The 26844-nt window shown below is 68.2% G+C and carries 25 protein-coding genes and 1 pseudogene; 13 read left to right on the top strand and 13 right to left on the bottom strand.

Annotated elements, in window-relative coordinates:
* Positions 1 to 9 precede the first annotated feature (9 nt).
* Positions 10 to 732 (bottom strand): helix-turn-helix domain-containing protein, encoded by a 723-nt coding sequence (locus AC1D1T_RS03205; protein ID WP_477827093.1) that lies wholly within the window; start codon positions 730 to 732, stop codon positions 10 to 12.
* Complete coding sequence (locus AC1D1T_RS03200; protein ID WP_477991380.1) at positions 665 to 1843, bottom strand: epoxide hydrolase family protein; 1179 nt, start codon at positions 1841 to 1843, stop codon at positions 665 to 667. Before AC1D1T_RS03200 ends, AC1D1T_RS03205 begins: the two co-directional genes overlap by 68 nt.
* Positions 1844 to 2039: 196 nt before the next feature.
* Between AC1D1T_RS03200 and AC1D1T_RS03195 the strand changes: the two genes are divergently transcribed.
* The 10 genes from AC1D1T_RS03195 (at position 2040) to AC1D1T_RS03150 (ending at position 11394) form a co-directional block, all read left to right on the top strand.
* On the top strand, positions 2040 to 2309 hold the full coding sequence (locus AC1D1T_RS03195; protein WP_047509568.1) for a BrnT family toxin: 270 nt from the start codon (positions 2040 to 2042) through the stop codon (positions 2307 to 2309).
* Between the two features lie 7 nt (positions 2310 to 2316).
* A complete protein-coding gene (locus AC1D1T_RS03190) occupies positions 2317 to 2598 on the top strand; it encodes a BrnA antitoxin family protein (protein WP_465114734.1) in 282 nt (93 codons plus the stop codon).
* 77 nt (positions 2599 to 2675) lie between these two features.
* On the top strand, positions 2676 to 4289 hold the full coding sequence (locus AC1D1T_RS03185; RefSeq protein ID WP_477991378.1) for an ABC transporter substrate-binding protein: 1614 nt from the start codon (positions 2676 to 2678) through the stop codon (positions 4287 to 4289).
* A gap of 13 nt (positions 4290 to 4302) precedes the next feature.
* On the top strand, positions 4303 to 5280 hold the full coding sequence (locus tag AC1D1T_RS03180; protein WP_477828253.1) for an ABC transporter permease: 978 nt from the start codon (positions 4303 to 4305) through the stop codon (positions 5278 to 5280).
* Positions 5277 to 6191 carry an ABC transporter permease gene (locus AC1D1T_RS03175; RefSeq protein WP_047509504.1) on the top strand — a complete coding sequence of 305 codons (915 nt, stop codon included), beginning with the start codon at positions 5277 to 5279 and terminating at the stop codon, positions 6189 to 6191. Before AC1D1T_RS03180 ends, AC1D1T_RS03175 begins: the two co-directional genes overlap by 4 nt.
* Positions 6192 to 6205: 14 nt before the next feature.
* A complete protein-coding gene (locus tag AC1D1T_RS03170) occupies positions 6206 to 7177 on the top strand; it encodes an ABC transporter ATP-binding protein (protein ID WP_477991376.1) in 972 nt (323 codons plus the stop codon).
* A 7-nt stretch (positions 7178 to 7184) separates the two neighbouring features.
* The gene (locus AC1D1T_RS03165; RefSeq protein ID WP_477991374.1) at positions 7185 to 8222 is read left to right on the top strand and encodes an ABC transporter ATP-binding protein; all 1038 of its coding nucleotides are present in this window, start codon (positions 7185 to 7187) and stop codon (positions 8220 to 8222) included.
* On the top strand, positions 8219 to 9082 hold the full coding sequence (locus AC1D1T_RS03160) for an N-formylglutamate amidohydrolase (RefSeq protein WP_465114728.1): 864 nt from the start codon (positions 8219 to 8221) through the stop codon (positions 9080 to 9082). Before AC1D1T_RS03165 ends, AC1D1T_RS03160 begins: the two co-directional genes overlap by 4 nt.
* Positions 9079 to 10284: a M20 aminoacylase family protein gene (locus AC1D1T_RS03155; protein ID WP_465114727.1), complete on the top strand. Its 1206-nt coding sequence runs from the start codon at positions 9079 to 9081 to the stop codon at positions 10282 to 10284. Before AC1D1T_RS03160 ends, AC1D1T_RS03155 begins: the two co-directional genes overlap by 4 nt.
* Before the next feature lie 141 nt (positions 10285 to 10425).
* The gene (locus AC1D1T_RS03150) at positions 10426 to 11394 is read left to right on the top strand and encodes a glycosyltransferase family 2 protein (protein WP_477826979.1); all 969 of its coding nucleotides are present in this window, start codon (positions 10426 to 10428) and stop codon (positions 11392 to 11394) included.
* Positions 11395 to 11418: 24 nt separating this feature from the next.
* On the opposite strand, the gene AC1D1T_RS03145 is transcribed toward AC1D1T_RS03150, so the two are convergent.
* Together AC1D1T_RS03145 and AC1D1T_RS03140 are read right to left on the bottom strand one after the other, a co-directional pair.
* Entirely contained in the window at positions 11419 to 12090 is a 672-nt protein-coding gene (locus tag AC1D1T_RS03145) for a siderophore-interacting protein (RefSeq protein WP_477991400.1), read from the bottom strand.
* A gap of 23 nt (positions 12091 to 12113) precedes the next feature.
* Positions 12114 to 12812: an O-methyltransferase gene (locus tag AC1D1T_RS03140; RefSeq protein ID WP_477826977.1), complete on the bottom strand. Its 699-nt coding sequence runs from the start codon at positions 12810 to 12812 to the stop codon at positions 12114 to 12116.
* Between the two features lie 112 nt (positions 12813 to 12924).
* Between AC1D1T_RS03140 and AC1D1T_RS03135 the strand changes: the two genes are divergently transcribed.
* On the top strand, positions 12925 to 13716 hold the full coding sequence (locus tag AC1D1T_RS03135) for an AraC family transcriptional regulator (RefSeq protein WP_477991371.1): 792 nt from the start codon (positions 12925 to 12927) through the stop codon (positions 13714 to 13716).
* Here AC1D1T_RS03135 and AC1D1T_RS03130 read toward each other — a convergent pair.
* The 3 genes and pseudogenes from AC1D1T_RS03130 to AC1D1T_RS03120 all read right to left on the bottom strand — a co-directional run bounded on the left by AC1D1T_RS03130 (position 13701) and on the right by AC1D1T_RS03120 (position 16356).
* A complete protein-coding gene (locus AC1D1T_RS03130) occupies positions 13701 to 13883 on the bottom strand; it encodes a hypothetical protein (protein WP_477826192.1) in 183 nt (60 codons plus the stop codon). The genes AC1D1T_RS03135 and AC1D1T_RS03130 overlap by 16 nt on opposite strands.
* 127 nt (positions 13884 to 14010) lie before the next feature.
* Positions 14011 to 14253: pseudogene (locus AC1D1T_RS03125) on the bottom strand (glutamine amidotransferase-related protein); the annotation flags it as partial.
* 201 nt (positions 14254 to 14454) lie between these two features.
* Positions 14455 to 16356: a hypothetical protein gene (locus AC1D1T_RS03120; protein ID WP_477826193.1), complete on the bottom strand. Its 1902-nt coding sequence runs from the start codon at positions 16354 to 16356 to the stop codon at positions 14455 to 14457.
* A gap of 252 nt (positions 16357 to 16608) precedes the next feature.
* Between AC1D1T_RS03120 and AC1D1T_RS03115 the strand changes: the two genes are divergently transcribed.
* Complete coding sequence (locus tag AC1D1T_RS03115) at positions 16609 to 17370, top strand: SLAC1 family transporter (protein WP_477991369.1); 762 nt, start codon at positions 16609 to 16611, stop codon at positions 17368 to 17370.
* Here AC1D1T_RS03115 and AC1D1T_RS03110 read toward each other — a convergent pair.
* Positions 17284 to 18051: a hypothetical protein gene (locus AC1D1T_RS03110; RefSeq protein ID WP_477826195.1), complete on the bottom strand. Its 768-nt coding sequence runs from the start codon at positions 18049 to 18051 to the stop codon at positions 17284 to 17286. The genes AC1D1T_RS03115 and AC1D1T_RS03110 overlap by 87 nt on opposite strands.
* Positions 18052 to 18123: 72 nt before the next feature.
* Positions 18124 to 19137, bottom strand: coding sequence for an NADP-dependent oxidoreductase (locus AC1D1T_RS03105; RefSeq protein ID WP_477991367.1), 1014 nt, complete (start codon positions 19135 to 19137; stop codon positions 18124 to 18126).
* A 92-nt stretch (positions 19138 to 19229) separates the two neighbouring features.
* Between AC1D1T_RS03105 and AC1D1T_RS03100 the strand changes: the two genes are divergently transcribed.
* On the top strand, positions 19230 to 20168 hold the full coding sequence (locus tag AC1D1T_RS03100) for a LysR family transcriptional regulator (protein ID WP_477826197.1): 939 nt from the start codon (positions 19230 to 19232) through the stop codon (positions 20166 to 20168).
* 18 nt (positions 20169 to 20186) lie between these two features.
* Here the strand turns inward: AC1D1T_RS03100 and AC1D1T_RS03095 are convergent, their stop codons facing one another.
* The 4 genes from AC1D1T_RS03095 to cysC form a co-directional block, all read right to left on the bottom strand.
* Positions 20187 to 23777: a sensor domain-containing protein gene (locus AC1D1T_RS03095; protein ID WP_477991365.1), complete on the bottom strand. Its 3591-nt coding sequence runs from the start codon at positions 23775 to 23777 to the stop codon at positions 20187 to 20189.
* 148 nt (positions 23778 to 23925) lie between these two features.
* Positions 23926 to 24990: a sulfotransferase family protein gene (locus AC1D1T_RS03090; RefSeq protein WP_477991363.1), complete on the bottom strand. Its 1065-nt coding sequence runs from the start codon at positions 24988 to 24990 to the stop codon at positions 23926 to 23928.
* Positions 24987 to 26000, bottom strand: coding sequence for a hypothetical protein (locus tag AC1D1T_RS03085; RefSeq protein ID WP_477991361.1), 1014 nt, complete (start codon positions 25998 to 26000; stop codon positions 24987 to 24989). Before AC1D1T_RS03085 ends, AC1D1T_RS03090 begins: the two co-directional genes overlap by 4 nt.
* Positions 25997 to 26674: an adenylyl-sulfate kinase gene (cysC, locus tag AC1D1T_RS03080; protein WP_082004585.1), complete on the bottom strand. Its 678-nt coding sequence runs from the start codon at positions 26672 to 26674 to the stop codon at positions 25997 to 25999. The genes AC1D1T_RS03085 and cysC overlap by 4 nt, the downstream gene beginning before the upstream one ends.
* Positions 26675 to 26844 lie beyond the last annotated feature (170 nt).

Below are 26844 nucleotides of genomic sequence, written 5' to 3'. Positions count from 1 at the left end.
GTCATCTCCTCATGGCCTGGCGATCTGCCGCGGGGTCTGCCCGAGGAATCGCTTCAGCGAATGTGTCAGGTGGGCCTGGTCGGTGAATTCGAGTTCGGCGGCGACCTGCGACGGCGCCTGTCCCAGGCGCAGCAGCCGCGCGGCCTCGTGGGCCCGGGCGATCTGCCGGAAGGCCTTCAGGCCGAGGCCGGTCACTTCTGCGAAGTGGCGCTGGATGCTGCGCTCGTCGAGCCGCTGGCGCGCGCCCTGCAGCGCCCGCGAGACCACCGGGTCACGCTCCAGCAGGCCCTTGCGCGCCAGCGCGGACACGAACGCTTCGACGTTGTCGAAGCGGGGCACCTCGAAACGTTCGGGGCCGATCCAGAAACTGCGATCCGCCTCGACCGGGCACGGCACGCCCTGGTTGAACGTCAATCGCCCCGGCAGGCGGGGCATGTAGACCTCGGGCTTGAAGGCGATCGTCAGCATCTCGTCGCCGGCCCGGCTGTCCACGGGCAGCGGCGCCGCGATCTGCCCGGTCTGGATGACCATCAGCGGGCCGCCGCCGCGGCGCACGAACAGCAGGTCCCAGGAGCCGTCGGGCAGGGCCACTTCGCGCGTGTCGCCGCTGTAGCGGGCACTGCGGACCTTCGCCACCAGGGGCGAGTCCGCCGTGCGCTCTTCCTCAGTGATCGTTGCTTCCGTGAGGGGCATCTTGCGCCTGCAGTCCGACGAAGAAGCGGCGCAGGTCATCGGCGACGAGGTCGGGGTCGGTCTCGTTGGCGAAATGGCCGCCGCGCGGCATCTCGGACCACTGTAGCACCCGGGTGTGGGAGCGGGCCACGAAGTTGCGGACCGAGCGGAAGTCATTCGGGAACACGGCCACGGCGGTCGGCGTGGGGTTGGGCAGCTCGCGGTAGCCGGCACCGCTGGCGGCGTTGGCCCGATAGAACTCCGCGGCCTGCCCGCCGGTGCCGGTGAACCAGTAGAGCGACACGTGCGTCAGGAAGCGATCGCGGTCGACCTCGGCGACGCGTTCCCCTTCGAAGCCGAAGAACAGCTCGGCATTCCATGACAGCAGGGCGACCGGCGAATCGACCAGCCCGTAGGCCAGCGTGCCGGGGCGCTTGGACTGGATGTCGACGTAGCCGGCGTACTTGCGGAAGTACTCCAGGGTCTTGAAGCCTTCCATCTCGAACGCGGACAGCCCGTCCATCTCGCCGGGGCTGCCGTTGGGGAAGGCGAACACCTGCTGCAGGTGGACGCCGGCCAGGCCCGCGGGCGCGAGGATGCCCAGCTCGCGCGCGATCAGCGCGCCCACGTCGCCGCCTTGCGCGCCATAGCGGGTGTAGCCCAGGCGCTTCATCAGCGTGTCCCAGGCCGCCGCGGTGCGGGCCGCGTCCCAGCCGGTGGCGGCGAGCGGCGACGACAGCCCCATGCCCGGCACCGACGGGATCACCAGGTCGAACGCGATCGACGCATCGAGGCCGTGGCCGCGCGGGTCGGTGAGCGGGCCGATCAGGTCCAGGTACTCTGCCGGCGAGCTGGGCCAGCCATGCGTCAGGATCAACGGGAAGGCGTTGGGCTCCTTCGACTTCACGTGGATGAAGTGGACGGTCTGGCCGTCGATCTCGGTGATGAACTGCGGATGGCGGTTCAAGCGCGCCTCTTGTGCGCGCCAGTCGAATCCGTCGGCCCAGTACGCGGCCAGCTCGCGCACCAGCGCCAGCGACTGGCCATGGCCGAAGCCCGGGTCCACCGGTTGCGGCCAGCGCGTGGCCGCGAGGCGGCGCTGCAGGTCGAGGATCTGCGCTTGCGCGATCTCGATGCGGAACGGGCGGATCGTGGTGTTCGTGGTGTTCATCGTGGCTCCTGGTGGTGGTCAGTGGGGAGGCCTTCACTGTCTCGCAACGCTGCCGGGCGATCTTGTAGAAAACCGACGCGTCGGTGATGCCCTGCGCGAGCAGGTCGCCGATGGCGGGTCGGCGAGCGGCCCGAATGCTCGGTCATCCGATGAGAAATCCGTTTGACATTCATATTTACTGTAGCTACAGTAAATGATGCGAATCGAGTTCGATCCGTCCAAGGACCGCGAGAACAACGCCAAGCACGGTGTCTCGCTGGCCTTGGCGGCTGAACTTGACTGGGACGCCGCACTGGTCTGGGTCGACGATCGCTTCGAGTACCTCGAACTGCGCATGATTGCGCTGGCCCCCGAGACCAACACGCTCTACTACGTTGCCTTTGTCGATCGTGGGGACGTGCGGCGCATCATCAGCTTGCGCAGGGCCAATCGCCAGGAGGTCAACCACTATGTCGAAAGCAGTTAAGCGACCCGTGATTGCAGTTCCGACTGCAGCAGAAGACAGAGCCATCACCGCGGCGGCCAAGGCCGACCCGGATGCGCAGCCCCTGACGGCCAAGCAATTGAAGGCCATGGTTCCGTTGCGAACCCTGCGCGGTCGGCCGAAGGTGGAGAACCCGAAGCAACTGGTGTCCGTTCGCTACAGCCAGGAGGTGCTGGCGTTTTTCCGGGCCACCGGCGATGGCTGGCAGTCACGCATGGATGGGGTGCTGCGCGAGTACGTGACGCGCCAGTCGCGCAAGGCACAAAGGTAGGGAAGGGACGAGTTGCCCCTTGGATCGCTTCTTGCTAGCGTCCCCAGCTTCATCGTCACGTACTGCAGAGCACCCACATGCCAGGAAGTATTTCCCTCGGGCAAGTCAGCCGCTCCCTGCTGACCGCCGCCGCGCTCGTCGCCGGTGCCTCCTTCTCCAGCGGCGCCTCGGCCCGCGACCTCGTGGTGGCGCTGAAGACCGAGCCCACCTCGATGGACCCGCAGTACCACGCGCTGACGCCGAACATCCAGCTCTCGCAGACGCTGTTCGAACCGCTGGTCTGCGTCGATGCCGACCTCAAGCCCGAGCCCTGCCTCGCCGAATCCTGGAAGGCCGACGGCAAGGTCTGGACCTTCAAGCTGCGGCCCAACGTCAAGTTCTCCGACGGCTCGCCGATGACCGCGGCCGACGTGCTGTTCACGATGGACCGCGTGCCGAAGGTGCCCAACAGCCCGTCGTCGTTCAAGGTCTACCTGCAGAAGGTCGAGAAGATCGAGGCCCCCGATCCGCTGACGGTGCGCATCACCACCACCGAGCCGTACCCGCTGCTCGCGATCAACATGGTCGGCCTGCCCATCATGTCGGCCAAGGCCGCGGCAGGCTCGGCCCCCGAAGGCAAGACCACCACCGAGTTGAACGCCGGCACCGGCCTGGTGGGCACCGGCCCGTACAAGTTCGTCTCGTGGAAGCGCGGCTCGGAGATCATCTTCGAGCGCAACCCGCACTACTGGGGCAAGGCACCGGCGTGGGACAAGGTCATCTACCGCCCGATCAGCAACCCGGCCGCACGTGTCGCCGCGCTGCTCGCCGGCGATGTCGACCTCGCCGAGGATCCGCCGACCGATGACCTGGAGCGCCTGCGCAAGGAGCCCAAGCTCACGGTGGAGACCAAGGCGTCGAACCGCATCATCTACGTGGCGCTCGACCAGAACGGCGACAGCACGCCGGGCATCACCGCCGCGGCGGGCGGGCCCATTGGCAAGAACCCGCTGCTCGACAAGCGCGTGCGCGAAGCGCTCTCGCTCGCCGTCGACCGCACGGCGCTGGTCTCGCGCACGATGGGCGGCGTGGCCACGCCGGCCGCGCAGCTGCTGCCGTACCCGATGTTCGGCGCCAGCAAGAACCTCGTCACCGCCGCCAAGCCCGATCCCGAGAAGGCCAAGGCGCTGCTGAAGGAGGCCGGCTACCCCGACGGCTTCACGCTGGTGCTGGGCACGCCGAACGGGCGCTACATCAACGACAGCAAGGTGGCGCAGACGCTGGCCGCCATGTGGACGCGCATCGGCGTGAAGACCTCGATCGATGCCAACGCGCCGGCCGTGTTCTTCAAGAACCGCGACACCTACACCTACAGCGCCTACCTCGCAGGCTGGGGCACCGCGACCGGGGAGATGTCGAACACGCTGATCGCGCTGCTGGTCACGCCCGACAAGGACAAGGGCCTGGGCACCACCAACCGCGCCCGCTACTCGAACCCGGCGATGGACAAGCTGGTCGCCGAGGCGTCCGCCCAGATGGACGACGCCGCACGCGCCGCGACGCTCGCGAAGGCCAGCGAACTCGCGATGGCCGATTTCGCGATGCTGCCGATCCACTTCGAGCACTCGGTGTGGGCGATGAAGAAGAACGTCAGCTTCAAGGGCCGCGCCGACCAGCAGACGATGGTCCAGTACGCGGTGYCGGCCAAGTAGTCGAACCACGCTGATGTCGGCTTTCATCATCCGCCGCCTGCTGCAGGCGGTGCTCGTCATGGCCGTGATGTCGGGCCTGGTCTTCGTCGGCCTCTACGTGGTCGGCGACCCGGTCTCGATGATGGCCAGCGCCGAGGCCACCGAGCAGGACCGCGCCGAGATCCGCGCCAGCTTCGGCCTCGACAAGCCGCTGTGGCAGCAGTACGGCATCTTCATGTCGCATGCGCTGCGGCTCGATTTCGGCAAGAGCTTCCTGACCGGGCAGTCGGCGATGGGCCTGATCCTGGAGCGCATGCCGGCCACGCTGGAGCTCGCGCTGGTGTCGATGGGCCTGTCGGTGCTGGTGGGCATTCCGCTCGGCATCTGGGCAGGCCTGCGGCCGCAGGCGCTGAGTGCGCGCGGCATCATGGCCGGCTCGGTGCTCGGCTTCTCGCTGCCCAATTTCTGGGTCGGGCTGATGCTGATTATGGTGTTCGCGGTGCAGCTCGGCTGGCTGCCGGCGAGCGGGCGCGGCGCCACGGTGCACCTCGGGCCGCTCGATCTCAGCGTGCTGACGCTCGACGGCTGGTCGCGCCTGCTGCTGCCGGCCGTGACGATCGCGCTCGCGAAGAGCGCGCTGATCATCCGCGTGACGCGCGCCGCCACGCGCGAGGCGCTGCCGATGGACTACATCAAGTTCGCGCGCGCCAAGGGCGTCGGCTGGAGCCGCATCCTGCGGGTGCACCTGCTGAAGAACATCATGGTGCCGATCGTCACGGTGGGCGGGCTGGAGTTCGGCCAGGTGGTCGCGTTCGCGGTGGTCACCGAGACCATCTTCGCGTGGCCCGGCATGGGCAAGCTGCTGCTCGACTCGATCATCACGCTCGACCGGCCGGTGGTCGTCGCCTACCTGATCCTGATCGTGTTCTTCCTCGTGATGCTGAACCTGCTGGTGGACGTTCTCTACTCGGTGCTCGACCCGCGCGTGCGGTTGCAGGGAGCCAAGGCATGACGGCCGACACCTTGCCATCGGCTCTCCTGCCACCGCCCGAAACGCCATGGCAGCGCCTGCGCCGCGAGTTCATGGCCGACCGCCTGGCGCTGTTCGGCCTGGCCTTGCTGGCGCTGGCGCTGTTCGCCGCCGTGTTCGCGCCGTGGATCGCGCCGCAGAACCCGTACGACATCGGCAAGCTCGACATCTTCGACTCGAAGCTGCCGCCCGGCAGCCGCGACGCCGCCGGCACGATGACCTACTGGCTGGGCACCGACGGCCAGGCCCGCGACCTGCTGTCGGCCATCCTCTACGGGCTGCGCACCAGCCTGCTGGTGGGCGGCGTCTCGGTCGCGGCGGCGCTGGCCATCGGCAGCGCGGTCGGGCTGGCGGCGGCCTACTTCGGCGGGTGGATCGATGCGCTGCTGATGCGCATCGTCGACATCCAGCTGTCGTTCCCGGCGATCCTGGTCGCGCTGATCCTGCTGGCCATCCTCGGCAAGGGCGTCGACAAGGTGATCCTCGCGCTCGTCATCGTGCAATGGGCCTATTTCGCGCGGGCCGCGCGCGGTGCCGCGCTGGTGGAGCGCGCAAAGGAATACATCGAGGCGGCGCAATGCATGTCGCTCGGCTGGCCGCGCGTGCTGCTGCGCCATATGCTGCCCAACTGCCTGCCGCCGCTGATCGTGATCGCCACCATCGACCTGGCGCATGCCATCGCGCTGGAGTCGACGCTGTCCTTCCTCGGCGTCGGCGTGCCGGTGACCGAACCCTCGCTCGGCATGCTGATCGCCAACGGCTACGAGTTCCTGCTGTCGGGCAACTACTGGATCTCGTTCTTCCCCGGCATCGCGCTGGCGCTGGCGATCGTCGGCATCAACCTGGTGGGCGACCACCTGCGCGACATCCTGAACCCGCGCAACGCACATTGACGATTCCCTCCACCATGACCGTCCTCGACGTCCAGGGCCTGCAGACCCACTTCTTCACGCACGGCGGCGTGGTGAAGGCGGTCGACGGCGTCGACCTGCGCATCGAGGCCGGCGAGGTGCTCGGCCTGGTCGGCGAATCGGGCTCGGGCAAGAGCATCACCGGCTTCTCGATCCTCGGGCTGATCGATCCGCCCGGGCGCATCGTCGGCGGCCACATCCGCTACCTCGATGAGGAGTTGGTGGGCGCGCCGGAGCGCCGGCTGCAGGCGCTGCGCGGCAAGGAGATCGCGATGATCTTCCAGGATCCGATGATGACGCTGAACCCGGTGCTGCGCGTCGACACGCAGATGGTCGAGGCGATCCATGCGCACGAGAAGGTGAGTGCGCAGGCCGCGCTCGCCCGGGCCCGCGACGCGCTCGCGATGGTCGGCATCCCGTCGCCCGGCGAGCGCCTGAAGGCCTATCCGCACCAGCTCTCGGGCGGCATGCGCCAGCGCGTGGCGATTGCGATCGCGCTGCTGAACCGCCCGAAACTGCTGATCGCCGACGAGCCGACGACCGCGCTCGACGTGACGATCCAGGCGCAGATCCTGTACGAGGTGCAGAAGCTGTGCCGCGAGACCGGTACTGCGATGATGTGGATCACGCACGACCTGGCGGTGGTGTCCGGCCTGGCCGACCGCATCGCGGTGATGTATGCCGGGCGCATCGTCGAGAGCGGCGCGACGGCCGACGTGATCGGCAATCCGTCGCACCCGTACACGCGCGGCCTGATCGATTCGATCCCGACGCGCGCCACGCACGGCACGCTGCTGCGGCAGATCCCCGGCATGACGCCCTCGCTGCTGAACCTGCCGCAGGGCTGCGCCTTCAGGCCGCGCTGCGGCCACGCGAGCGACGCCTGCCTCGCGGTGCCGCAGGCCGCGCCCGGCCCCGCAGGCAAGACGGTGCGCTGCTGGAACATGCTGACGCCCGAGCCGGCCTGAACACCGCATGGACACCACCGTTCTCGAACCCGCCTCCGTGAGCACGACCGCGCCGCTGCTGCAGCTGCGCGGCGTCTCCAAGCGCTTCGTGCAGGACATCGACCTGGCCGGACGCATCGCCAACCTGCTGGGGGCCGGCCACCGCGCGTCGGTGGTGCAGGCGGTGGCCGGCGTCGACCTCGAGATCCGGCCTGGCGAGGTGATCGGCGTGGTCGGCGAATCCGGCTGCGGCAAGTCGACGCTGGGCCGCGTGATCGCCGGCATCACGCCGCCGACCGAGGGCAGCGTCAGCTTCCTCGGCAAGCCGGTGGCCGCGATGGACGCCGCCGAGCGCCGCGCCTGGGGGCTGGGCGTGCAGATGATCTTCCAGAACCCGATGGCCTCGCTGAACCCGCGCATGCGGGTGATGGACATCGTCGGCGAGGCGCCGGTGGTGCACGGGCTCGTGAAGGCATCGCAGAAGGCCGAGTACGTCGAGGGCTTGATGCGCCAGGTGGGGCTCGACCCCGGCTACGCGCAGCGCTATCCGCACCAGTTCTCGGGCGGGCAGCGCCAGCGCATCGGCATCGCGCGTGCGCTCGCGCTGAAGCCGCGGCTGATCGTCTGCGACGAGGCGGTGGCGGCGCTCGACGTGTCGATCCAGGCGCAGGTGCTGAACCTGTTCCTCGCGCTGCGCCGCGAGTTCGAGCTGACCTACCTCTTCATCAGCCACAACCTGGGCGTGGTGGGGCACGTGTCGGACCGCGTCGTGATCATGTACCTGGGCCGCATCGTCGAGGTGGCGACGACCGAGACGATCTTCAGCGCGCCGAACCACCCCTACACGCAGGCGCTGCTGGCCGAGCTGCCGAGGCTGGACACCACCCGCCGCGCGTACCTGCCCATCCAGGGGGAATTGCCATCGCCGCTGGCGCCTCCCCCGGGTTGCGCCTTCCATCCGCGCTGCCCGCATGCGATGCCGCGCTGCCAGGTCGAGGCACCGGTGCTGCGCCCACTGCAGCCTGGCCACACCAGCGCATGCCACCTCAACGATCCCGCGCCATGACTGAATCCATCCCGCCCTTCACGCTGCGCCTGCCCGAAGGTGACGCGGTGCCGCTCATCTGCGATTCGCCGCACAGCGGCGTGCAGTACCCCGACGACTTCGGCCACGTCGTGCCCTTCGAGCAGCTGCGCGGCGCCGAGGACACCGACGTGCACGTGCTGTGGCAGGCGCTGCCGTCGGTCGGTGCCACGCTGCTCGCGGCGAATTTCCCGCGCGCCTACATCGACCCGAACCGCGACATCGACGACATCGACCCCGGGATGCTGGCCGAGCCGTGGCCGACGCCGCTGCGCCCGAGCGAGAAGACGCGCCTGGGCATCGGCCTGATCTGGCGCGATGCGGGCAAGAGCGGCAAGTGGCCGATCTACGCCCGCAAGCTGCCGGTGGCCGAGGTGCAGCGGCGCATCGATGCGTACCACGCGCCGTACCATGCCGCGATGCGCGAGCAGATCGAGGCGGCGCATGCGCGCTTCGGCGCGGTGTGGCACCTGAACCTGCACTCGATGCCCGCCGATTCGTATGAAGGCCTGCAGATCCAGAGCGACCATCCGCTGGCCGATTTCGTGCTGGGCGATCGCGACGGCAGCACCGCGGCGCCCGAGTTCACCGCGCTGGTGGCCGAGGCGCTGCGCCGGCGCGGCTTCAGCGTGGCGCTGAACGACCCGTTCAAGGGCGTGGCGCTGATCGCCCGGCTCGGCCGGCCGGCCGAGCGCCGCCACAGCCTGCAGGTGGAGATCCACCGCGGGCTCTACATGAACGAGACGACGCGCGAGCGCAGTGCCGGCTTCACCGCCTTGCAGGCTGCGCTCAGCGCCGTCTCCCGTGAGATTGCCGACTACGTGAAGGACCAGGTCACATGACGCTCATCGCCGAGATCGAAGACAAGCACGCCGAGTTCACCGCGCTGCGCCGCGACATCCACGCGCACCCCGAACTGGCCTTCAAGGAGACGCGCACCTCCGACCTGGTGGCCGAGCGCCTGGCGGCGTGGGGCATCGAGGTGCACCGCGGGCTCGGCCAGACCGGCGTGGTGGGCGTGCTGCACGGCACGCGCGGCCCCGGCGAGCGCGCGATCGGCCTGCGCGCCGACATGGACGCGCTGCCGATGCCGGAGCACAACCGCTTCCTGCATGCCTCGAAGGAACCGGGGCGCATGCACGGCTGTGGGCATGACGGGCACACCGCGATGCTGCTGGGCGCGGCGCACTACCTGGCCACGCACCGCGATTTCGAAGGCACTGTGAACTTCATCTTCCAGCCGGCGGAGGAGGGCGGCAACGCTGGCGCCAAGGCGATGATGGACGACGGCCTGTTCGACCGCTTCCCGTGCGAGGAGATCTACGGCATCCACAACATGCCGGGCTTCGAGGCGGGGCATTTCGCGTTCCGCAAGGGGCCGACGATGGCGTCGAGCAACCGCTTCGACATCATCGTGCGCGGCACCGGCGGGCATGCGGCGCAGCCGCACAAGGCGGTCGACACGATCGTCATCGCGGCCGAGATGGTGGGAGCGCTGCAGACGCTGATCTCGCGCCACAAGAATCCGATCGACGTGGCGGTGGTGAGCGTCACGCAGATCCATGCGGGCGATGCGTACAACGTGCTGCCGGGCGAGGCGGTGATCCGCGGCACGGTACGCACCTTCAGCACCGAGGTGCTGGACGAGATCGAGGCCAACATGCGGCGCATCGCCGAGGTGCTGCCGCAGGTGCACGGCGGCACCGGCGAACTGAAGTTCCACCGTGCCTACCCGCCGCTGGTGAACTGGGACGCGCAGACCGATTTCGCGATGAAGGTGGCGCAAGACACCTTCGGTGCCGACAAGGTCGACGGCAACACGCCGCAGCACGGCGGCGCCGAGGACTTCTCGTTCTACCTGCAGAAGGTGCCGGGCACGTACCTGTTCGTCGGCAACGGCGGCGGCGGGCACCGCGAGGCCACATACCACGGCATGGGGCCGTGCGAATTGCACAACCCGAATTACGACTTCAACGATGCATTGCTGCCGGTGGGCGGGACGTACTGGGTTCGCCTGGTGGAGGCGTTCTTCGCGCGGGGCTGAGCGGAAATTGCGGCCTTCAACCTCGATTCCTGACAATTATCGATAATCGTTCCCGGCCGATTGAATTCGGCCACATCGACAATTAATCTACTGCTCAACCTGAGTCGACACGACCAGGTGTCAGCCCTGGGGAGGGATGCCATGAGCAGCAAGACGGCTGATCGCCGGGTCGATGACCTGGCCGGGTTCGCTCGGGAGCGCAGCGGCCGGGGAGCCAGGGTCTCGGTCGTGATCCCGACCTACAACCGTGCGCTGGACGTGGTGCGCGCGGCACGATCCGCGCTGGCGCAGACGCTGCCGCCGCACCAGGTCATCGTGGTCGACGACGGTTCCACCGACAACACCGCCGAGCTGGTGCGCGAGTTGCCGGCGCCGGTGCAGTACATCCCGAAGACCAACGGCGGTGTGTCCAGCGCACGCAACACGGCGTTCCCGCAGGTGACCGGCGACTACGTGGCGCTGCTCGATTCAGACGATCACTGGGATCCGCGCTGGCTGGAGACGGCGGTGAACACCATCGAGGCGGTGCCCGGTGCGGGTGCCGCGTGCTGCACCCGCGCGCGCGGCGTGCGCCCCGACGGCTCGGAGATCGGCATCGCACCGCCCAAGCCCGGGGTGGTGAACGGCATGCTGCGGCTGCCCGACCTGCTGATGGGCGGCATGATGGGCTCCAACGTGGTGCTGCGCACCGAGGCGCGCACGGCGGCCGGAGACTTCGACACCACGCTCAAGACCGGCGAGGACATCGACTTCGCGTTGCGCGTGGCGGTGTCCACCACGATCGTCGAGGTGGCGCAGCCGCTGGTGAACGTGACCGCCACGCCGGGCTCGCTCAGCCGGAACATCGACACCGGCAACAGGCTGAAGGTGTATGCCAAGTTCGAGCAGGAGCATCCGGAGGAGGCCCGCCATTTCGCGAAGGAGTTTCGCGATGCCCGCGTGGCCACCACGCTGGGCTACGCGCGCGACCTGATGTGGGCTCGCCAGTTGCCGGCGGCACGCGAGCGGCTGCGCGAATCGTGGCGCTACCGGCCGACGGTGGCGGCCGCGAAGCTGGCGGTCAAGCTGGTGGTGCTCAGTGCGCTGGGGCGTGGGCGCACCCAGGGCTGACTTTCCGGCACCGAACACGAGAGTTCAATCCAGGCCAGTCTTTCCCGGTGCCCAGTACGCCTTGGTCAAGACGCGAGACGAAGCGACGCCCGAGTCCTTCAGCGCTCGGCGCAGGTGCTGGATGGTCGAGGCCTTGCCTGTCAACACGAAGGCCGAGCCGGTGGCCGCGAGGGCTGCCAGACGCTGCTGGATGTCTTCCAGGTGCGCGTCGTTTTCCTTGCACTCGAACAACTCCGCCGCGTCCAGATGCAGCCGCGCGATCACCTCGCGGACAGGGGCAGCGGCTTTCACTTCGAACAGGCAGGGCAGGGTCGCGGGGCGGCGTTGGCCACCGAGCGCGCAGGCCAGGCCGATCGAGGTCTCGTCGCCGATCACGGCAGGCATGCGTGCATTGCCGACATCGAGCGATGCCCGCGGCCCGAAGACATCGCACGCATCGCCGGGACTGACCTCACGGACCCAAGCGCTTCCGGGCCCATGGCCATGCGCATAGCCCAGGATCCGCGTCCGCCCCGCGGCCGCGTCCCACTCGATCGGCGTGAAGGTCCGTGCGACGAACGCCGATCCCATCGCGATCTGCACCTTCTGCCCCGGAACCCATTGGATGCCCTTGAACTCCGGACTCTCCAGCGTGATCAGCCGGAAGCTTTCGGAAACGGGCTCGACCGCCACGACCCGCGCCTGCTTCATCAGCATGCGCATCAGCGAACGGCCCCAACTCATCGCGTGAACACGCTGAACTCGTTGCCCCGGCCCTCGCTGATCGGGATCGGCTGCGAGAGGTAGCCGTTCGCCGGATCGCGCACGTAGGCCAAGTACTCGTTGCCGTGATCGAAGGCGTTCTCCGCGAGGATGGGCGTGCCGGTCTTCAGGTGCGGTTCCAGCAGCTTCAGCACCGGCAGGTACAGGCTGAATGCCCCGTCGAGCAGCACCAGGTCGATCTCGCCACCGACATCGGCGAGCGTCTCGCGCGCATCGCCCACGCGGATCTCGACCAGGTCGGCGAGCCCCGCCGCCTCGAGGTTGGCCCGTGCGCGCGCAGCCTTGCCGGGCTCCAGCTCGGTGCCGATCAGGCGGCCGCCCCCCATGTCGCGCAGGGCAGCGGCCAGGTGGATCGTCGAGACGCCCATCGACGTGCCGAACTCGACGATCCGCGTCGCCTTGCGGGCCCGGGCGCATTGGTAGAGAAAGCGGCCATATTCCGGCGCCACGTTCAGGAAGTTGTCGGCGTAGCCGCGGTAGAAGCCGCGCAGGTCGCGGCGCTCTTCGGCGAAGTGGTGGGCGATGGTGTCCGCGATCAGCTGCTCGGGATGCGGCGCATCGACGAACTGCGCCATCAAGGGCCGGTCGGCCTGCTCCGCTTCGGTGAAGAGGTGCTGCAGCGTCCGGGCGCCGCGGCCCGTGCTCAATGAATCCATGGTCTCGTGTGCTCCAAAGGGTGACGGCACATCGTACGGAGGGGCTCTTGCGAGCGCATTGCGCGGCAATGCCAGAATCTTCGGAGATCCTGCCAATCGTCATCGTTCCCCCATGCCCCTTCTGAGTGAGCTTGCCGCCGACTGGGCGGATCCGGATCTCGTGCCGCGCCCGGTGCTGAGCATCGGTGCCGTGATCGAGAGCCCCGGCCAGCGGCACGAGATGGATTTCCACAACCACCGCAAGGGCGAGCTGCTGTTGCTGATGCGCGGGGTGCTGACCTGCGAGGTGGAGGGCGGCTTCTGGCTCGTGCCGCCGCAAGGGGCGATCTGGATACCCGGTGGCGTGTCGCACAAGGTGACCGGTGCCGGCGAGATGGAGGGCTACGTCGTCTTCATCGACCCGGCAGCCGCATCGAATCTCCCGTCGGCCTGCTGTGCACTGTCGACGACGCCGCTGCTGCGCGAGCTGGTGATCCGCTCCTCGACGCTGCCGACGCTCTATGAGGAGCAGGGCATGGACGCGCGCCTGACCACGCTGCTGGTCGACGAGATCGGTGCGGCGCCCACCGGCCACCTGCACCTGCCGATGCCGGTGGATGCGCGCCTGCGCAAGATCGTCGAGATGATCATCGATGACCCGGCCGACCGCGGAACGACGCAGACCTGGGCGCAGCGCGCCGGCCTGAGCGAGCGGACGATGGCGCGCCTGCTCGCCAGGGAAACCGGCATGAGCTTCGGCCGCTGGCGCCAGCAGCTCCACCTGATGCTGGCGGTGAAATGGCTGGGCATCGGCTCGTCGGTCCAGCAGGTCGCGGACCGGCTGGGCTACGAGAGCTCGGGCAGCTTCATCACGATGTTCCGCAAGGCGATGGGGACCACGCCGGGGCGCTACGTCGTGGCCTGAAAGCCCCCCAGCCAGGCATCCACCAGGCCCGCGGCCAGCGCGCCGCCATGCTGCACGGCCTCGCGGCGCAATGCCGCGATGTCGACCCCGGCCTGGCTGAGCTCGCCCGCATGCCCGATCAGCCATTGCTCGATGCGGCGCGGATCGGCCTCCAGGTGGAACTGCAAGGCGAGGGCGGCCGGCCAGGGGCATGAAGGCTTGGTGCGGGCACAGCGCCGTGGCGGCCAGGCTCGGCAGGCCTGGCGGCAGCTCGAACTGGTCGCCGTGCCAATGCAGCACCGGCGGGCCCGGCGGCAAGGCGGCCAGCGGCGAGGCGCGGCCGGCATCGGTCAGCTCGATCGGGCCGAAGCCGATCTCCTTGCGGCCATGCGCCATCGGCTTCACCCGGGCGCCCAACGCCTTGGCCATCAACTGCGCCCCCAGGCAGACGCCCAGCAGTGGCCGATGCTGGGCGAGGTGTCGTTCGATCAGGCGCAGCTCGTCGGCCAGGAAGGGATAGACCGCGCCGTCTTCGTCGCCGATCGGGCCGCCAAGCACGACGACGAGATCGAACTCATCGGCCAGCGCCGGATCGTCGAGCGGATCGACGCCGGCGTCGCGGTACGCGATGCGGGTGCAGCCGCGCGGAGGGTGTCCGCTGGAACCCCCTTGGCGGCCAGGTAGGTGCGGCCGAAGCCGAGCACCTGGGCGATGTTCCTCGAGGCCTCGGGAACGAGAATGTCGAAGTGCATCGAGCCGCTACGGGTAGGTGATGGAGCCGGGGCAGGGTACGGCAGCCTGCCGGACGAGGGCCAGCGGCTGCGGGAAGTGCGAAGGCATCGGGTGCCACTCCAGCAGTTCTGCCCGGACGCCGGTATGCCCGTTGCGGGTTATCTTCGCTGACCAGGTAGTGATCGGTGATTCATCGGGCCTGCGTATGCAGCCTTGCCAAAGGCCATCGATGATGCCGAAGCCCGTCCACCCCGGGCATGACGCGTAGCTACTGGAGCCGGCCGAACCTGCAATGTCTGATTCCAACCGCGCGACGACCCTTGCACCCACCTCGCCCGATGCGGTTCCGTGAAGCTCGACAAGCTGTTCGGAACTGTCGGGGGAGCTGAGCGTGCATGAGCCGCTGGTCAGCTTGATGGCATTGTTCCAGGAGAGGCCGCCGGCATGGACCAGAACCGTGGACTGAGAATCGCGGTAGACCGTGTCGCCGAGATACTTCACCGTGACGATCTGCGACCACGCCGCACTGGTGACGAGAACGCTGCAACGCCCTGCACCGTCGATCAGTTGGGCGACGCAGCTGGCGCCCTGCAGCGTCACTTCCACCGATCCGGTGGGAGCAGCGCGAGACGGATCTGCAGGCCCGACGGAGAACGACACCTCCATGTTTTCACCGAGGTACGCCACCTCGGCACCTGCTTGCGGCGCATGGATGGCCACGCTGTTGCCTTCACGGCATTCCCCAGTGGAGTAGGGCGCTCCCACATTGAGGCTGCCGCTGGTCAACGACGACGATTGCCGGTCGATGCCCGCCGCCCGGAAGAAACCGGACACTTCGCTCTTCAACGAGGGCTGCATCCGCAGACAGTAGTACGGCGCTCCAGGAAAAGCCGACAGTTGCCCGTCCGCGTACATGCCGACCTTGAGGTCCGCGCCCATCGAGGGCACCTTGTTCAGGATCAGCAGTTGCGGGAGTGCCCGCACGTAGGCACCGAGGTCGGCCCCGACCTGGGCCGCAGCGTCAGGGCCTGCATCGGCCAACTCGCCCGTCACGCCGAAGCCGGCGGAGGCCATGGGGCCGTGGGCAACTAGGCCACCGGAACCGGAGTAATCGACGACGAGGTTGGTGCGAGCGTCTCCGTTCACGCGCAGCGCGAGGGAATACCCGCCCGTCCCATCGGCGCCGAGCCACACCGGCACCACGATCGAAGCCACCCGCACGCCCAGAACGCGCGACGCCTTGTCGACGATCGTCACAGGTATCGGGATGCGCACGGTCCCCAGTTGGTACGCCGCCAAGCTGGCGGGGATCCTCGGCGACAGCGGAAAGGAGCCGACGAACGATGAACGCACCGCACCGTCGATGGCGCCCGTGACGTCCAGATGGCCCTGTGCGCCGGTGCTGCCGTCTTCGTCGTAGCTGAGGTCCAGCCGCCCGCCCAGCACGAAGTCGACGCTGCCCGTGAACGGATGCCTGTCGATGGCGACATGGATCGCCTGCTGCAGGCCGGCCGCGGCTTGCGCGCGATCCTGCACGAGTGCGTTTCGAGATACCAGCGTGGCCGATCCGTCGGTGGCCTCGAAGGTTGCATCGCTCATGTCGATGACGTGAGACAGCCTGAGCTTGGCGAAGACCTCTTCGATCTCGGCCGGGACGACGCCGAGGATGGTGGTTCCGTCCACCTGAGTCACCCCCGTTACCCGTACGGCATCATCGTCCAGCAGCAGCACGGCGCCGACGGCGATGTCGTTGCGGACACTGTGTAGCGTCCAGCTCGCGTCGGTGGCCGAGGCGACCCATGCATCGCGGGATGAGTTCACGACCGTCACGTCGGCCTTCAGCGTGCCCTGGGTCGCGGGGTGCTGGGGCACCGGTGGTGGCGTGTCTTCCGAGCCGCCACCGCACGCGCTCAAGACGGCCACGACCATGAGGCAGGTGAAGACCCGTGGACAGCGAAGCATCATTGCTCCTCCCTCGCTGACGCAGCGATGTACGCAGCAGGGTAGCGCGACGATGCCGATCGCAGCACCCCTCGATCGGAGGGGCGGGGAGACCCTTGGCCATCTACCACACCGCGCCGTGAAACAGTCCCTTCCACCGCGGTGGATTGGTGCGTGAGGGGTGCGTCTACACAATGAGTCCCACCCGAGAACACCCGATCTCGACAGGAGATCCACACGATGAAGACCTTCCATGCTGCCAGGCTGATGGCCGCGGCGATCACCCTCTCTCTTGCCTCGCATGCTGCAAGCGCGGCGCCTGCGGCCGCCAGGGTTGCTGCCACCAACGCAGCATCAACCGGCGCCGTCCAATACCGCACCATCGCGGTCGATGGCGTCAACGTCTTCTACCGCGAGGCGGGCCCGAAGGACGCGCCGGTGCTGCTGTTGCTGCACGGGATCGTTCCCGCCGTCGGGCTGCTGGACGTGCCGCTCGCGGCGCCGTCGCTGCACCCGCCTGCGCAATGGCATGGCGTGCTGGCGCTCTGCTGGGCGGCCGGGCTGTTCCTGTCGGTGCTGCTCATCGCCATCGTCGTCTCGCGGCTGATGTTCGAGGCGCCGATGCCGCCGACGATGAAGCCCACGCTGCTGATCCTGCTCGCGTCGGCCGTCGTCGGCATGTCGAGCTACGTCGCGATCTCGGGCGGCCGCCTCGACCTGTTCGCGCAAGGCCTGTTCGGCATCGGGCTCTTCATGCTCGCCGTGCTGGTCGGCCGGCTCCGCAGCGCGTTGCGTGCGCCGTTCAAGCTGAGCTGGTGGGCGGCGAGTTTTCCGCTGGCGGCGTGCGCGATCGCGTCGCTGCAGGTCGCTGCGGCCGCCGAGTCGCCTCTCGCCGATGGCATGGCCGTGCTGTTGCTAGCCTTCGCGTCCCTCGTCATCGGGGTGCTGCTGCTTCGCACGCTGCGCAGCGTGGGGCAGGGCAGGCTCAGGGAGATCGTGTGAACCCGGCCACACCAGTGCGTCACGCGCCGGTGAGTAGCGTGCACCGTGCTTCGCTGCACGCTGCAACTCGGCGCGATCGACGTTGCCGAAGCCGCGGTCGATGAGCAGGTCGATCAGGCCCGCCGTCAACGGCTCCAGGGCCTCGCGCGACGCGGCCGACGTGAACCGGGCCTGGAACGACTCCGTCGCCAGCCGGCACGCTTCACGCAGTTCGGCAACGGGCAGCCCCTGCACCGTCCGGTTCCCCACCAGCGGCAGGTCCGTCTGGAAGTGCATCGCATCGCCGTCCAGGCGATACGTGCCATGAAACCGCATCGTGACCTGCTCGCCGTGTTCCGCCAGCCCCGACTCGACGCGCTCGCCGTGGAAGGCGAGGCACATGCATTCCTGCGTGTGCGGCTCCAGCAGCCAGGCATCTCCCGCCGCCGCAAACATCACCATCGGCACGGCGAGCATCTCCGGACCGGTCACTTCGATGCGCCGGCCCCCCTCGACAGCCACCGCCTGGAACGCGGCGATCCTGCTGCGCAGCAAGGCCACGCCGCCCTCGGCCTGCGCGCCCTCGAGGCAGGCCGTGACGTGGCGCCAATGGTCATACCCCGCGCCCCGGGCGACGCGGTCGAGCAGGTCGGCCAACTTGCCGCCACCGTTGCGCTGCAGGCGCCTGGCCTGCTTCTTCAAGTGCTCCACCTTCTCGGTGGACGTCGGGATGTGTCGCATGCCGCCAAGCATAAGTGCGGCTGAGGCATCCCCTCACGCCACCGTCAGCACGATCTTCCCCTGGAGGTGCCCGCGCGCGGCCCGCTCGTGGGCCTGCCGCGCATCCGCCAGCGCGAACCTGCTGTCGATGGCGACGCGAACCGTCCCTGCATCGAGCAGCTGCCCGAACGCTGCGAGTTGCGAGCCGTTCGAGCGCACCTGCGTCATCGAGACGGTGATGCCGCGCTGCGCGGCCTCTTGTGCCTCGGCGAAGCCGATGAACACCGGGAACAACGCGCCGCCGCGCTTGAGCGTGCGCAGGAAGCGGCCGGTGGTGGGGCCGCCGAGGGTATCGACGACGAGATCGAGGTCGCTCACCACGTCCTCGGGCGCGCTGCGGGTGTAGTCGATGAACTCGTCCGCCCCGAGCCCGCGCAGGAACGACTCGTGCGCGCCCGATGCCACCGCGATGACGTGCGCGCCTTGCGACTTCGCCACTTGCAATGCCAGGTGCCCCACGCCGCCCGCGGCGCCATTGACGAGCACTTTCCTGCCGTCGAGCGGCACCGGATGATGGCGCTGCGCTTGCAGCGGGTTGGCGTGGTCGTGCCCCAGCTCGATCAAGTACTGCCAGGCGGTGAGCCCGGCCATCGGTGCCGCGGCAGCGTGCACGTGATCGAGGCCGGCAGGCTTGCGCGCCAGGTCGGCCACCGGCACGGCGACGTACTCGGCATACGCGGCCCCTTCGCCCTTGAGGCCAGGGAATCGAACCATGCCGAACACGTCGTCGCCCACGGCGAAGCGATCAACATCGCCCGCGACGGCCGCGATGACACCCGACACGTCCGTCCCGGGAATCACAGGGAAGGGCACCAGCGGCCGCCACTCGGGAGGCAGGTTCCTGTAGCCCTCGCGCAGGTACCAGTCGGGCGGGTTGATGCCTACCGCGTGAACGCGGACGAGCACCTCGCCCGGTTGCAATTCGGGCACCGGGGCGTCCTCGTAGCGCAGCACCTGCGGACCACCGAACTCGTGCAGCCGGATCGCCTTCATCGTCTTCGTCGTCATCACCATCTCCTTCACCGCGAATTGCGTTGACAAGGAGTGTGGATATTCGCCACCCGTTTGATAATCCTGGCGCAACTCACTTGACAAGTGCCATGACGGAACAAATCAGCCTGGAGCGTCTCACGGGCATCGTCGCGTTCGCGCGCGCGGCGTCGTACGGCAGCTTCACGGCGGCGGCACGCTCGCTGTCGGTGTCACCGTCGGCCGTCAGCAAGACGATCCAGCGCCTGGAGCAGCAGCTGGGGCTGCGCCTGTTCACGCGGACGACCCGCTCGCTGGTGCTGACACCGGAGGGGCGTGAGCTGCACGAGCGCGCCCGGGTCCTGCTGCGCGCCGCCGAAGAGGTGGTCCAGTCCGCGGCCGCGGTGCGGGCCGAGCCCTCCGGCATGCTGAAGATCGCCGCGCCGCTGCCCATCGGCACGCGCCTGCTCGCGCCGGCGCTGCCGGAGTTCCGGCGCCGCTACCCGAAGCTGCACATCGACCTGCGGCTGAACGACCGCTTCGTCAACCTGGTCGAGGAAGGCATCGACGTGGCGATCCGCGTCGGCCAGCTCGCCGACTCCGCGCTGATCTCGCGCGGCCTCGCGACGAACCACCTCGGCGCCTACGCGTCGCCGGCCTACCTGGCGGCGCGCGGAACGCCACGCAAGCCGGAAGACCTCCGGGATCACGACTGCGTTAATTTCCGCTACCAGACCTCGGGGCAGCCGCTGCGCTGGTTGTTCAAGGTCGGCAGCCGCACCATCGAGTTCACGCCCGACGCCGCCATCGTGGTGGACGTGAGCGACGCGGTCGTCGAGGTGCTGGCCGCCGGTGGCGGCATCGGCATGACGGCGTCGTGGATCGCAGCCCCGTACGTGGAACGCGGACTGCTGCTGCCCGTGCTCGCCGAGTTCTCGATCGACCGATCGGCGATCACCGCCGTCTGGCCCGAGAGCCGGCGCGGCAACCCGAACCTCAAGGCGTTCGTCGCGTACCTCGACGAAGTATTCCAGGGCGTCATGTCCGGGCCCTTGCCGTCAGTCTCGTGACGTGCCTGGACGAGCGTTTCAGGCCCGCCCCCCTTCGACCAGGCGAAGCGCCACTTGGACGTTGTTGCGGCCCGCGCCCTTGGCCTGGTAGAGCATCACATCCGCCTGCCTGACGAGCGCCTCGACGGTCATGGCGTCACCCTGGTAGAACGCCAGGCCGATGCTGGTCGTGACATCGATCGTCTGCTGGTCGACCACGAACGGCGTCCTCATGGCCTGGACGATCTTGGCGGCGACGGTGGCGGCCACATCGGGCGCCGGCAGGCCTTCCATGATCACCGTGAACTCGTCGCCGCCCAGGCGGGCGACGGCGTCGCTGGAACGCAGGGTCCGGGACAGCCGGTCCGCGAATTCCCGCAGCAGTGCGTCTCCCGCGCTGTGTCCGTACCGGTCGTTGATCTGCTTGAACCGGTCGATGTCGAGGTACATGAGCGCCATCAGTGCACCCGTGGCGCGGCAGCGCTCCATCGCCTCGGCGACGCGCAACTCGAAACCGGCGCGATTGACAAGGCCCGTGAGCGGGTCCAGGCGAGCCAGCTCGATCAGCCGCTTCTCTTCGAGCTTCTGGCGGGTGATGTCGCTGACCACGGCGTGGAAGCCGAGCACCGTGCGGCCGTCGGCGGCCAGCTGCGGGATGTACTGGGCCTCGTAGCAGACATGGCTGCCGTTGGTCATCTCGCTCTGGAACGTGACGGCCTCTCCCCGCAACGCGGCGCGAATGTGCGGTTCGACCTTGCTGTACGCCGCATCGCCCAGCAGCGCGCGCACGGTCTGCCCGTGGAGTTCGTCGCGCGGCCGGCCGAAGCCTCGCTCGTAGGCCAGGTTGTTGAATCGGTAGCGCTCGTCGGCGTCGATGTAGGCCACGCGCATCGGCAGCGCATCGGCCACCGTGCGCAGGCGGGCCTCGCTCTCCTGGAGCGCTCGTTGCGCTTCGCGGTACGAGGTGATGTCGGCGACGAGGGTGTACAGGCCCACGACCACGCCCCGCTCGTCGCGATCGGGAACGGCCGTGACCTGCACATGGCGTCGGCCCTCGGGGCGCACCATTTCCCGGTCGTACGCCACCTCCTGGCCCGCCAGGGCGGCCCGCAGCCGGGGTTCGATGTCCAGCCAGGCCTGCTCGCCGTAGAACTCCCGCACGCTCGTCCCGATCTGCGGCGCCGCGTCATCGCCGAACCATTGCTGGTACGTCCGGTTGACGAAGCGAAAGCGCAGGTCGCTGTCGAGGTAGGAAATCAGTGCCGGCAGGTGGTCGGTCACCATGCGCAGCCGATGCTCGCTCTCGCGGACCGCCTGTTCTGCGGCCTTGGCGGCCGAGATGTCGCGCATGAGTGCCGAGAAGTACTCGACCTTGCCCTGTTTGTCGCGGTGGCAGATGACGATGTGGCTGACCGGGAACTCGCGCCGCTGCGCATCCCAGACCAGCGATTCGCCCACCCAGACGCCGGCGGCCTCCGCCGCAGGCCAGACCTCCGACATGAACCGCTCGAGGGTTTGCGGCGGGTTGAAGTCGGCCAGCGTCAGGTGCTCGATCGACGCGTCGAGCGCCACCCCGGTGCGCCCGCGTGCGGCCGGGTTCATGTAGGTGAGCCGGCCCATCGGGTCGATCTGCACGACGTAGTCGGTGGTTGCGTCGAAGACTGCGCCCAGCATGCGAAGCGCTCCCTCGGCCCGCATGCGCTCGGTCACGTCGCGACCGACCGAATGAAGCATCGGCCGGCCCGACGGGTCGAGCTGAAGGCTGTCGGTCCACGAAATCCAGCGTTTGGCTCCGCTGGCAGTCATGATGCGGTTCTCGCCGGTCGACGTCTTGCCCGTCGACAGGACCTTCGAGATGACGTGCCGAACGATCTCGTGTTCCGCCGGCTCGACGTAGTCGAACAGATTCCTGCCCACCATCTGTGCGGGCGTCAGGCCGAACTGCCGCGCATACGCCGGGTTGACGTAGCTCAGTTCGCCGTCGGGCTTGACGAGCGACACGAGTTCGGACTGGTCATCGAGGATGGATTTCACCATCTGCTGGCTCGCGACCAATTGCCTGATCACCGGCCTCACCTCGCTGTGCTGGACATAGATGGCCAGCGCGAGGATGCCGACCAGCGCCAGCGCCAGAAGGTTCAGGCGCGACCGCATCGGCGCATAGAGCGTCTCGACATCGGTGCGCACCGCGAACCCGAGCCCGAAATCCTTGATCGGCGCGAAGGCCGAGAGGACAGGGCTGCCGCGCCGGTCATCGAGGAACTCCACGCCCTGTTCGCCAAGCACGGCCCTCGCCACCGGAAGGGCGGGGCTGCCCGCCGCGTCGAACATCGGCAGCTCGAATCCGGACGGCCTGAACCGGTTCGGCGCGCAGACCAGCTTGTCCTTGTCGCGGCCGCAGATCGCCACGTCGGAGGTGTCGCGGGATGCCCGGATGTCCTCCAGCAGGCGATCGAACAGCGGCATGCGCTGCTCGGTGTGCACCCGTCCGACGGTGCGCTCCCCGATGCGAACATCGGTTTCCGTGAGGAGCAGGTAGCCGTCCTTCCAGGCCAGGATGGTCGTCGACCCGGTGTTCGACAGGCGCTGGATGACTTGCATCTTCGCGGATGTCATGGTGCCCGCCTGCGCCACGCGCGTGGCATCTGCGGTGTAGAACTCCACGCCCGTCAGGTCGGTGGTCAGGATGCTGTCGGCAACCCGCTGCAGGAACTCCTTGGCCACCGCGTCGCCGGGCGCCGTGCTCAGCCTGTCCAGGGCCTGGCGTGCGGCCGGCCGCGTGGCAACGGTTCTCGGGAACCACAGGCTCACCTCGATGGTGTGGGCCAGCGACGTCGCGTTCGTCCTGGCGATGAGCAGCATGTCCTTCGCGACCGAGCGCTCGAAGGTATCGCGCATCACCCCGAAACCCGCAACGCCACCTGCCAGGGCGACCAGCGTGATGACCGCGATCGAGCGCCGCTTGATGCGCTGCTCGGTCTTTTGCAGCACCTTGGGTTCAAGCGCCTGGGATGCCTCGTGGAGCATCCACAGGCCGGCGCCGACGACCGAGAGTCCGAACGCGGTGACCGGCTGCATCCGGTTGAAGCTCGCCACCCGGTACAGCGTTTCCAGGCCCACGAAGTGACCGACGAGTCCGGCCAGGCCGATGAGGGAAACGGCCAGGGACAACCCCAGGAAGATGAGCTGGCGAGGCCGGGTGGAGCGTTGCCTGTTCAGCCAGAAGCCGATCCCGGCGAGCAGGAATCCCAGGCTCGCGTTCGCGGACAGCCGGCCGGGATGGGGTTGGGCCGCTGTGGAGACGGTGCCGGCGCGGACGATGTCGACGCCCAGGCCGATGCCTGTCACCCCTTCGAACAGGTAGGCCAGGGGCAGCGCGATCAGCGCGGCGATGCAGATGGCAGAGAGCCGGGTGAGCCAGGCGGCCGGGTTCGATGGGCGCGAGGCGTTGATCAGGCAGATGCTCGCCGCGATGAAGAGCAGCGGGCTGGCGATGCCTGCGTGCTCGGAGCCGGGGATGAGGTGCGCGACGGCGTCCACCTGAAACACCCAGCGCACGGCCATGGTCGCGCCGAGCAGGCCTGCGACGAGTCCTGCCACTCGCGCGGTTGAAAGGGCCGATTTCTGCATGGGGTCTATCCGATCCGGTGTCTGTCGCCTGACGATTGCGGCGTACAACCTCTCGACGGGCAAGCGACACCGGAGCAAGCGCTACACCGCAGGGTACGCCTCGGCAGGCGCGTTGAAGGCCGGAAGTGGGCCCGTGCAGGGGCGCAATTCAGGCGTGGACTGCGTGGGCCAGGCGTTCGCGCACGGCGGCGAGGTGGTCCGCCCTGACCCGCCGCAGGACGAAGTCGCGGTAGTTGGTGCTGCTGAGTTGGCTCCATGCGTGCGCTCGACCCAGGGCGGATCGCTGCGCGCGAGAGGCGAGAACCGCGTCGTCTGGAATCGGAGCGTTCGCATCGGTCATGAATTCATAGCCGTAGGAGCGCATGTGCTCTCTCGCCACCGTCTCGATGACCTCGATTTCGTCGACGCTCAGCTGGCTCTTGAACTTGTCCCGGTTGGCCGGGATGGGACCGAAGCAGTTGGATGACCACAGGTCCGACAGCTTCGACATCTGCCGTGCTTCGGTGGAAGCCGCCACGTCGAGCATTTGCGGAAGGAAGTCCAGGCCGATGAAGTCGCAGATGCCGCGCAGGACAAGCTCCTGGTCGGCGAGGAAATCCTCGTATCGGATCGTGAGCACGCGGGCCGGATGCGCACGGACGAGCCGCTGGGCAGCATCGTGCGCGGCGACCCACGTCATCGCATTGAGCGTGCTGTCGAAGTCATGGATGATCGCGCGATTCATCGAAGCGACCTGGGCGCGCGGGTCCCTCACCACGTTCAGGAACAGCATGTCCGGAAACAGCTCCATCATCTCGGCGGCGTAGTGGATGCTGTCGAGGGACTTGTCCATCACGACGCGGGCATGCTGCCGTTCGCCGCTGCGCAGGAGCAGCTCCCACACCACGCGATGCACGCTGCGCTTCTCGTCCTTGATGGCGTCGAAGATCTCACCCGGATCGAACGCCACGTCGGGCCACTTCACCATGCTGGCGGCCTGCAGGCCGACGACGTCCACGACGAGCTGGAAGTAGTTGCGGTCCTCGGCCAGGTCGCCGTAGAGGGGAACCATCGGCATGAAGTCGACGATGTGCAGCGGGTAGGGCGAGTAGAAGCCTTCACTGAAATTCAGCCTGAGCCTCAGCGCGTGGCTTCCGCATCGACGCAACGGCACCATCAGGAGCGGGCGAGGGCGACCCGGCTTGGACGTGGCGATGGAGGGCTGATGGGTCATGATGATTTCCCTGTGATGTGGTTTGAAAAGTCGGCGATGAACTGCTCCAGTTCGATCACCGGCAGGCGGTCGATGCCGGCGGCTGCATGCCGCCCACCACCGCCTGGATAGCGACGGCACAACGCTTGCGCCGACTGGCGCTGCGCAGGACAGCGGACGCTGACCAGGAAGTGACCGTCCGAACRGCGCGTGAGTACCGCGAATGATCTGTGTGGCTCTTCGTGGGAGAGGCGGTTCGCCAGCGTTCCGGAAAGCCGCCGGGCCCATGCCGTGCCCGGCAGCAGATAGACGTCGCCCTCGATGCTTTGCCAATGGGGCGCGAGCGTCTCGAGGTGATGCTGGTCATCGGCGCGGCCGGCGGCCAGGCGGCGGTATTCGTCGGCGTCGGCGATGAAGCCGAACGGACTCTCGAAGTGGTGCACCACCCGATAGAGGTCGATCGGCGAGAAGTGCAGGTCTTCCACGGCCTCGCCGTAGGCGTTGTAGTTGAGCAGCTGCCCCAGCTGCTCCAGGCTCGCCGTCTGGTTCATCGTGAGCCCGCGCTGCGCGCAAAGACTGCGCGCGACCTCGAGCAGGTTGTCGCCGAAGGCGCCCACGATGGCCCACTCGTGGAAGCGGCCGCCCAGGTGGCGATCCACCAGCAAGGAGGTGCAGACCGCGGCGGAGGGGTCGATGTGGCTTTCCAGCCGCGGGTGGTGGAACAGGCTGCGTGCCGAATGGTGGTCGAAGTAGCGCACGCGCCCACCGGCCTGCAGTGCGCGACGCACGCCGGCTTCGTTCCTGTCGAACGAGACGTCCAGCACGGTGATGTCGCTGGGCAGGTCCGTGTCGTCCAGCTGCCCGAACAAGTCGATATCGCGCTTGACGCCGCTGACGAGGCGCCCGGCGCGCGGCTCGGCCATGCGCAATTGGTGCAGGCTGCAGATGCCGTCGGCGTCGCCATTGAACAGGTCCACCGCCGGCAGGGCGCCCGTGCGGTCCGTCAACGCGAATGGCCGGATCGATGTCATGACACGAGGGAGCGGCTGACGAGAAAGTCCATCAGCTTCTGCGCTGACTGGTCGAGGCTGCACAGGTCCGTGTCGATGCGCAGCGCGGGAGACTGTGGGGTCTCGTACGGTGCCGACACGCCGGTGAAATGAGGGATGGCTCCCGTTCGAGCCTTTTCGTAGAGGCCCTTCGGGTCCCGCGCCTCGCAGACGGCCAGTGCCGTGCTGACATGGACTTCAATGAACCTCGCTTCGCCGATGATGGATCGCGCTTGGTCCCTGTCCTCCTGCCGTGGCGAGATGAGCGCCGTGAACACGATCAGCCCCGCGTCGTTCATCAAGGCGGCCACTTCCGCGACACGCCGGATGTTCTCGCGCCGGTCTGAAGGCGAGAAGCCCAGATCGCTGCTGAGATGGTGGCGGATGTTGTCGCCATCCAGCACGAATCCCAGCCGCCCCTGGGCATGCAGCCGGCGCTCCGCCGCATAGGCCAAGGTGGATTTGCCTGCGCCGCTGAGGCCGGTCAACCAGACCGTGACCGGTTGCTGGTGGAGCAGGGCGTGCCGCTCGGCGGCCGAGACCAGGCTGGGGTGCTTCACCACGTTGAGACACGTCGCGCCGCGTGCCACGGGCGTGGCGTTGGTGTCGACATGGCCGGGACGTGGCCGGACCAGGGAATGCGTGGAAGGAGTCATGGCGCGGGCAAGCCTCTCAGGAAGGCGAACATTCGTGGACCAGCAGTGCCCCGCTGGTGCGGTTGCTGGCCGGGTCGACGATGATCAGCGCGCCGCCGACGCGGTTCGACGCGTAGGCCTCGACCGGCAGCGCCTGCTGCGTCTCGACGATCACGTGGCCGATCTCGTTG

The sequence above is a fragment of the Rhizobacter sp. P2_H3 genome (assembly GCF_056403355.1).
The sequence above is the reverse complement of the archived record's forward strand: the minus strand, read 5'-3'. Positions and strand labels throughout refer to the sequence as shown.

Bases quoted from the DNA above. Each gene is read 5' to 3' on its own strand.
- AC1D1T_RS03205 (WP_477827093.1), bottom strand. From the start codon at position 732: ATGACCTGCGCCGCTTCTTCGTCGGACTGCAGGCGCAAGATGCCCCTC.
- AC1D1T_RS03200 (WP_477991380.1), bottom strand. From the start codon at position 1,843: ATGAACACCACGAACACCACGATCCGCCCGTTCCGCATCGAGATCGCG.
- AC1D1T_RS03195 (WP_047509568.1), top strand. From the start codon at position 2,040: ATGCGAATCGAGTTCGATCCGTCCAAGGACCGCGAGAACAACGCCAAG.
- AC1D1T_RS03180 (WP_477828253.1), top strand. From the start codon at position 4,303: ATGTCGGCTTTCATCATCCGCCGCCTGCTGCAGGCGGTGCTCGTCATG.
- AC1D1T_RS03175 (WP_047509504.1), top strand. From the start codon at position 5,277: ATGACGGCCGACACCTTGCCATCGGCTCTCCTGCCACCGCCCGAAACG.
- AC1D1T_RS03170 (WP_477991376.1), top strand. From the start codon at position 6,206: ATGACCGTCCTCGACGTCCAGGGCCTGCAGACCCACTTCTTCACGCAC.
- AC1D1T_RS03165 (WP_477991374.1), top strand. From the start codon at position 7,185: ATGGACACCACCGTTCTCGAACCCGCCTCCGTGAGCACGACCGCGCCG.
- AC1D1T_RS03160 (WP_465114728.1), top strand. From the start codon at position 8,219: ATGACTGAATCCATCCCGCCCTTCACGCTGCGCCTGCCCGAAGGTGAC.
- AC1D1T_RS03155 (WP_465114727.1), top strand. From the start codon at position 9,079: ATGACGCTCATCGCCGAGATCGAAGACAAGCACGCCGAGTTCACCGCG.
- AC1D1T_RS03150 (WP_477826979.1), top strand. From the start codon at position 10,426: ATGAGCAGCAAGACGGCTGATCGCCGGGTCGATGACCTGGCCGGGTTC.
- AC1D1T_RS03145 (WP_477991400.1), bottom strand. From the start codon at position 12,090: ATGCTGATGAAGCAGGCGCGGGTCGTGGCGGTCGAGCCCGTTTCCGAA.
- AC1D1T_RS03140 (WP_477826977.1), bottom strand. From the start codon at position 12,812: ATGGATTCATTGAGCACGGGCCGCGGCGCCCGGACGCTGCAGCACCTC.
- AC1D1T_RS03135 (WP_477991371.1), top strand. From the start codon at position 12,925: ATGCCCCTTCTGAGTGAGCTTGCCGCCGACTGGGCGGATCCGGATCTC.
- AC1D1T_RS03120 (WP_477826193.1), bottom strand. From the start codon at position 16,356: ATGGTCGTGGCCGTCTTGAGCGCGTGCGGTGGCGGCTCGGAAGACACG.
- AC1D1T_RS03115 (WP_477991369.1), top strand. From the start codon at position 16,609: ATGAAGACCTTCCATGCTGCCAGGCTGATGGCCGCGGCGATCACCCTC.
- AC1D1T_RS03105 (WP_477991367.1), bottom strand. From the start codon at position 19,137: ATGACGACGAAGACGATGAAGGCGATCCGGCTGCACGAGTTCGGTGGT.
- AC1D1T_RS03100 (WP_477826197.1), top strand. From the start codon at position 19,230: ATGACGGAACAAATCAGCCTGGAGCGTCTCACGGGCATCGTCGCGTTC.
- AC1D1T_RS03095 (WP_477991365.1), bottom strand. From the start codon at position 23,777: ATGCAGAAATCGGCCCTTTCAACCGCGCGAGTGGCAGGACTCGTCGCA.
- AC1D1T_RS03090 (WP_477991363.1), bottom strand. From the start codon at position 24,990: ATGACCCATCAGCCCTCCATCGCCACGTCCAAGCCGGGTCGCCCTCGC.
- cysC (WP_082004585.1), bottom strand. From the start codon at position 26,674: ATGACTCCTTCCACGCATTCCCTGGTCCGGCCACGTCCCGGCCATGTC.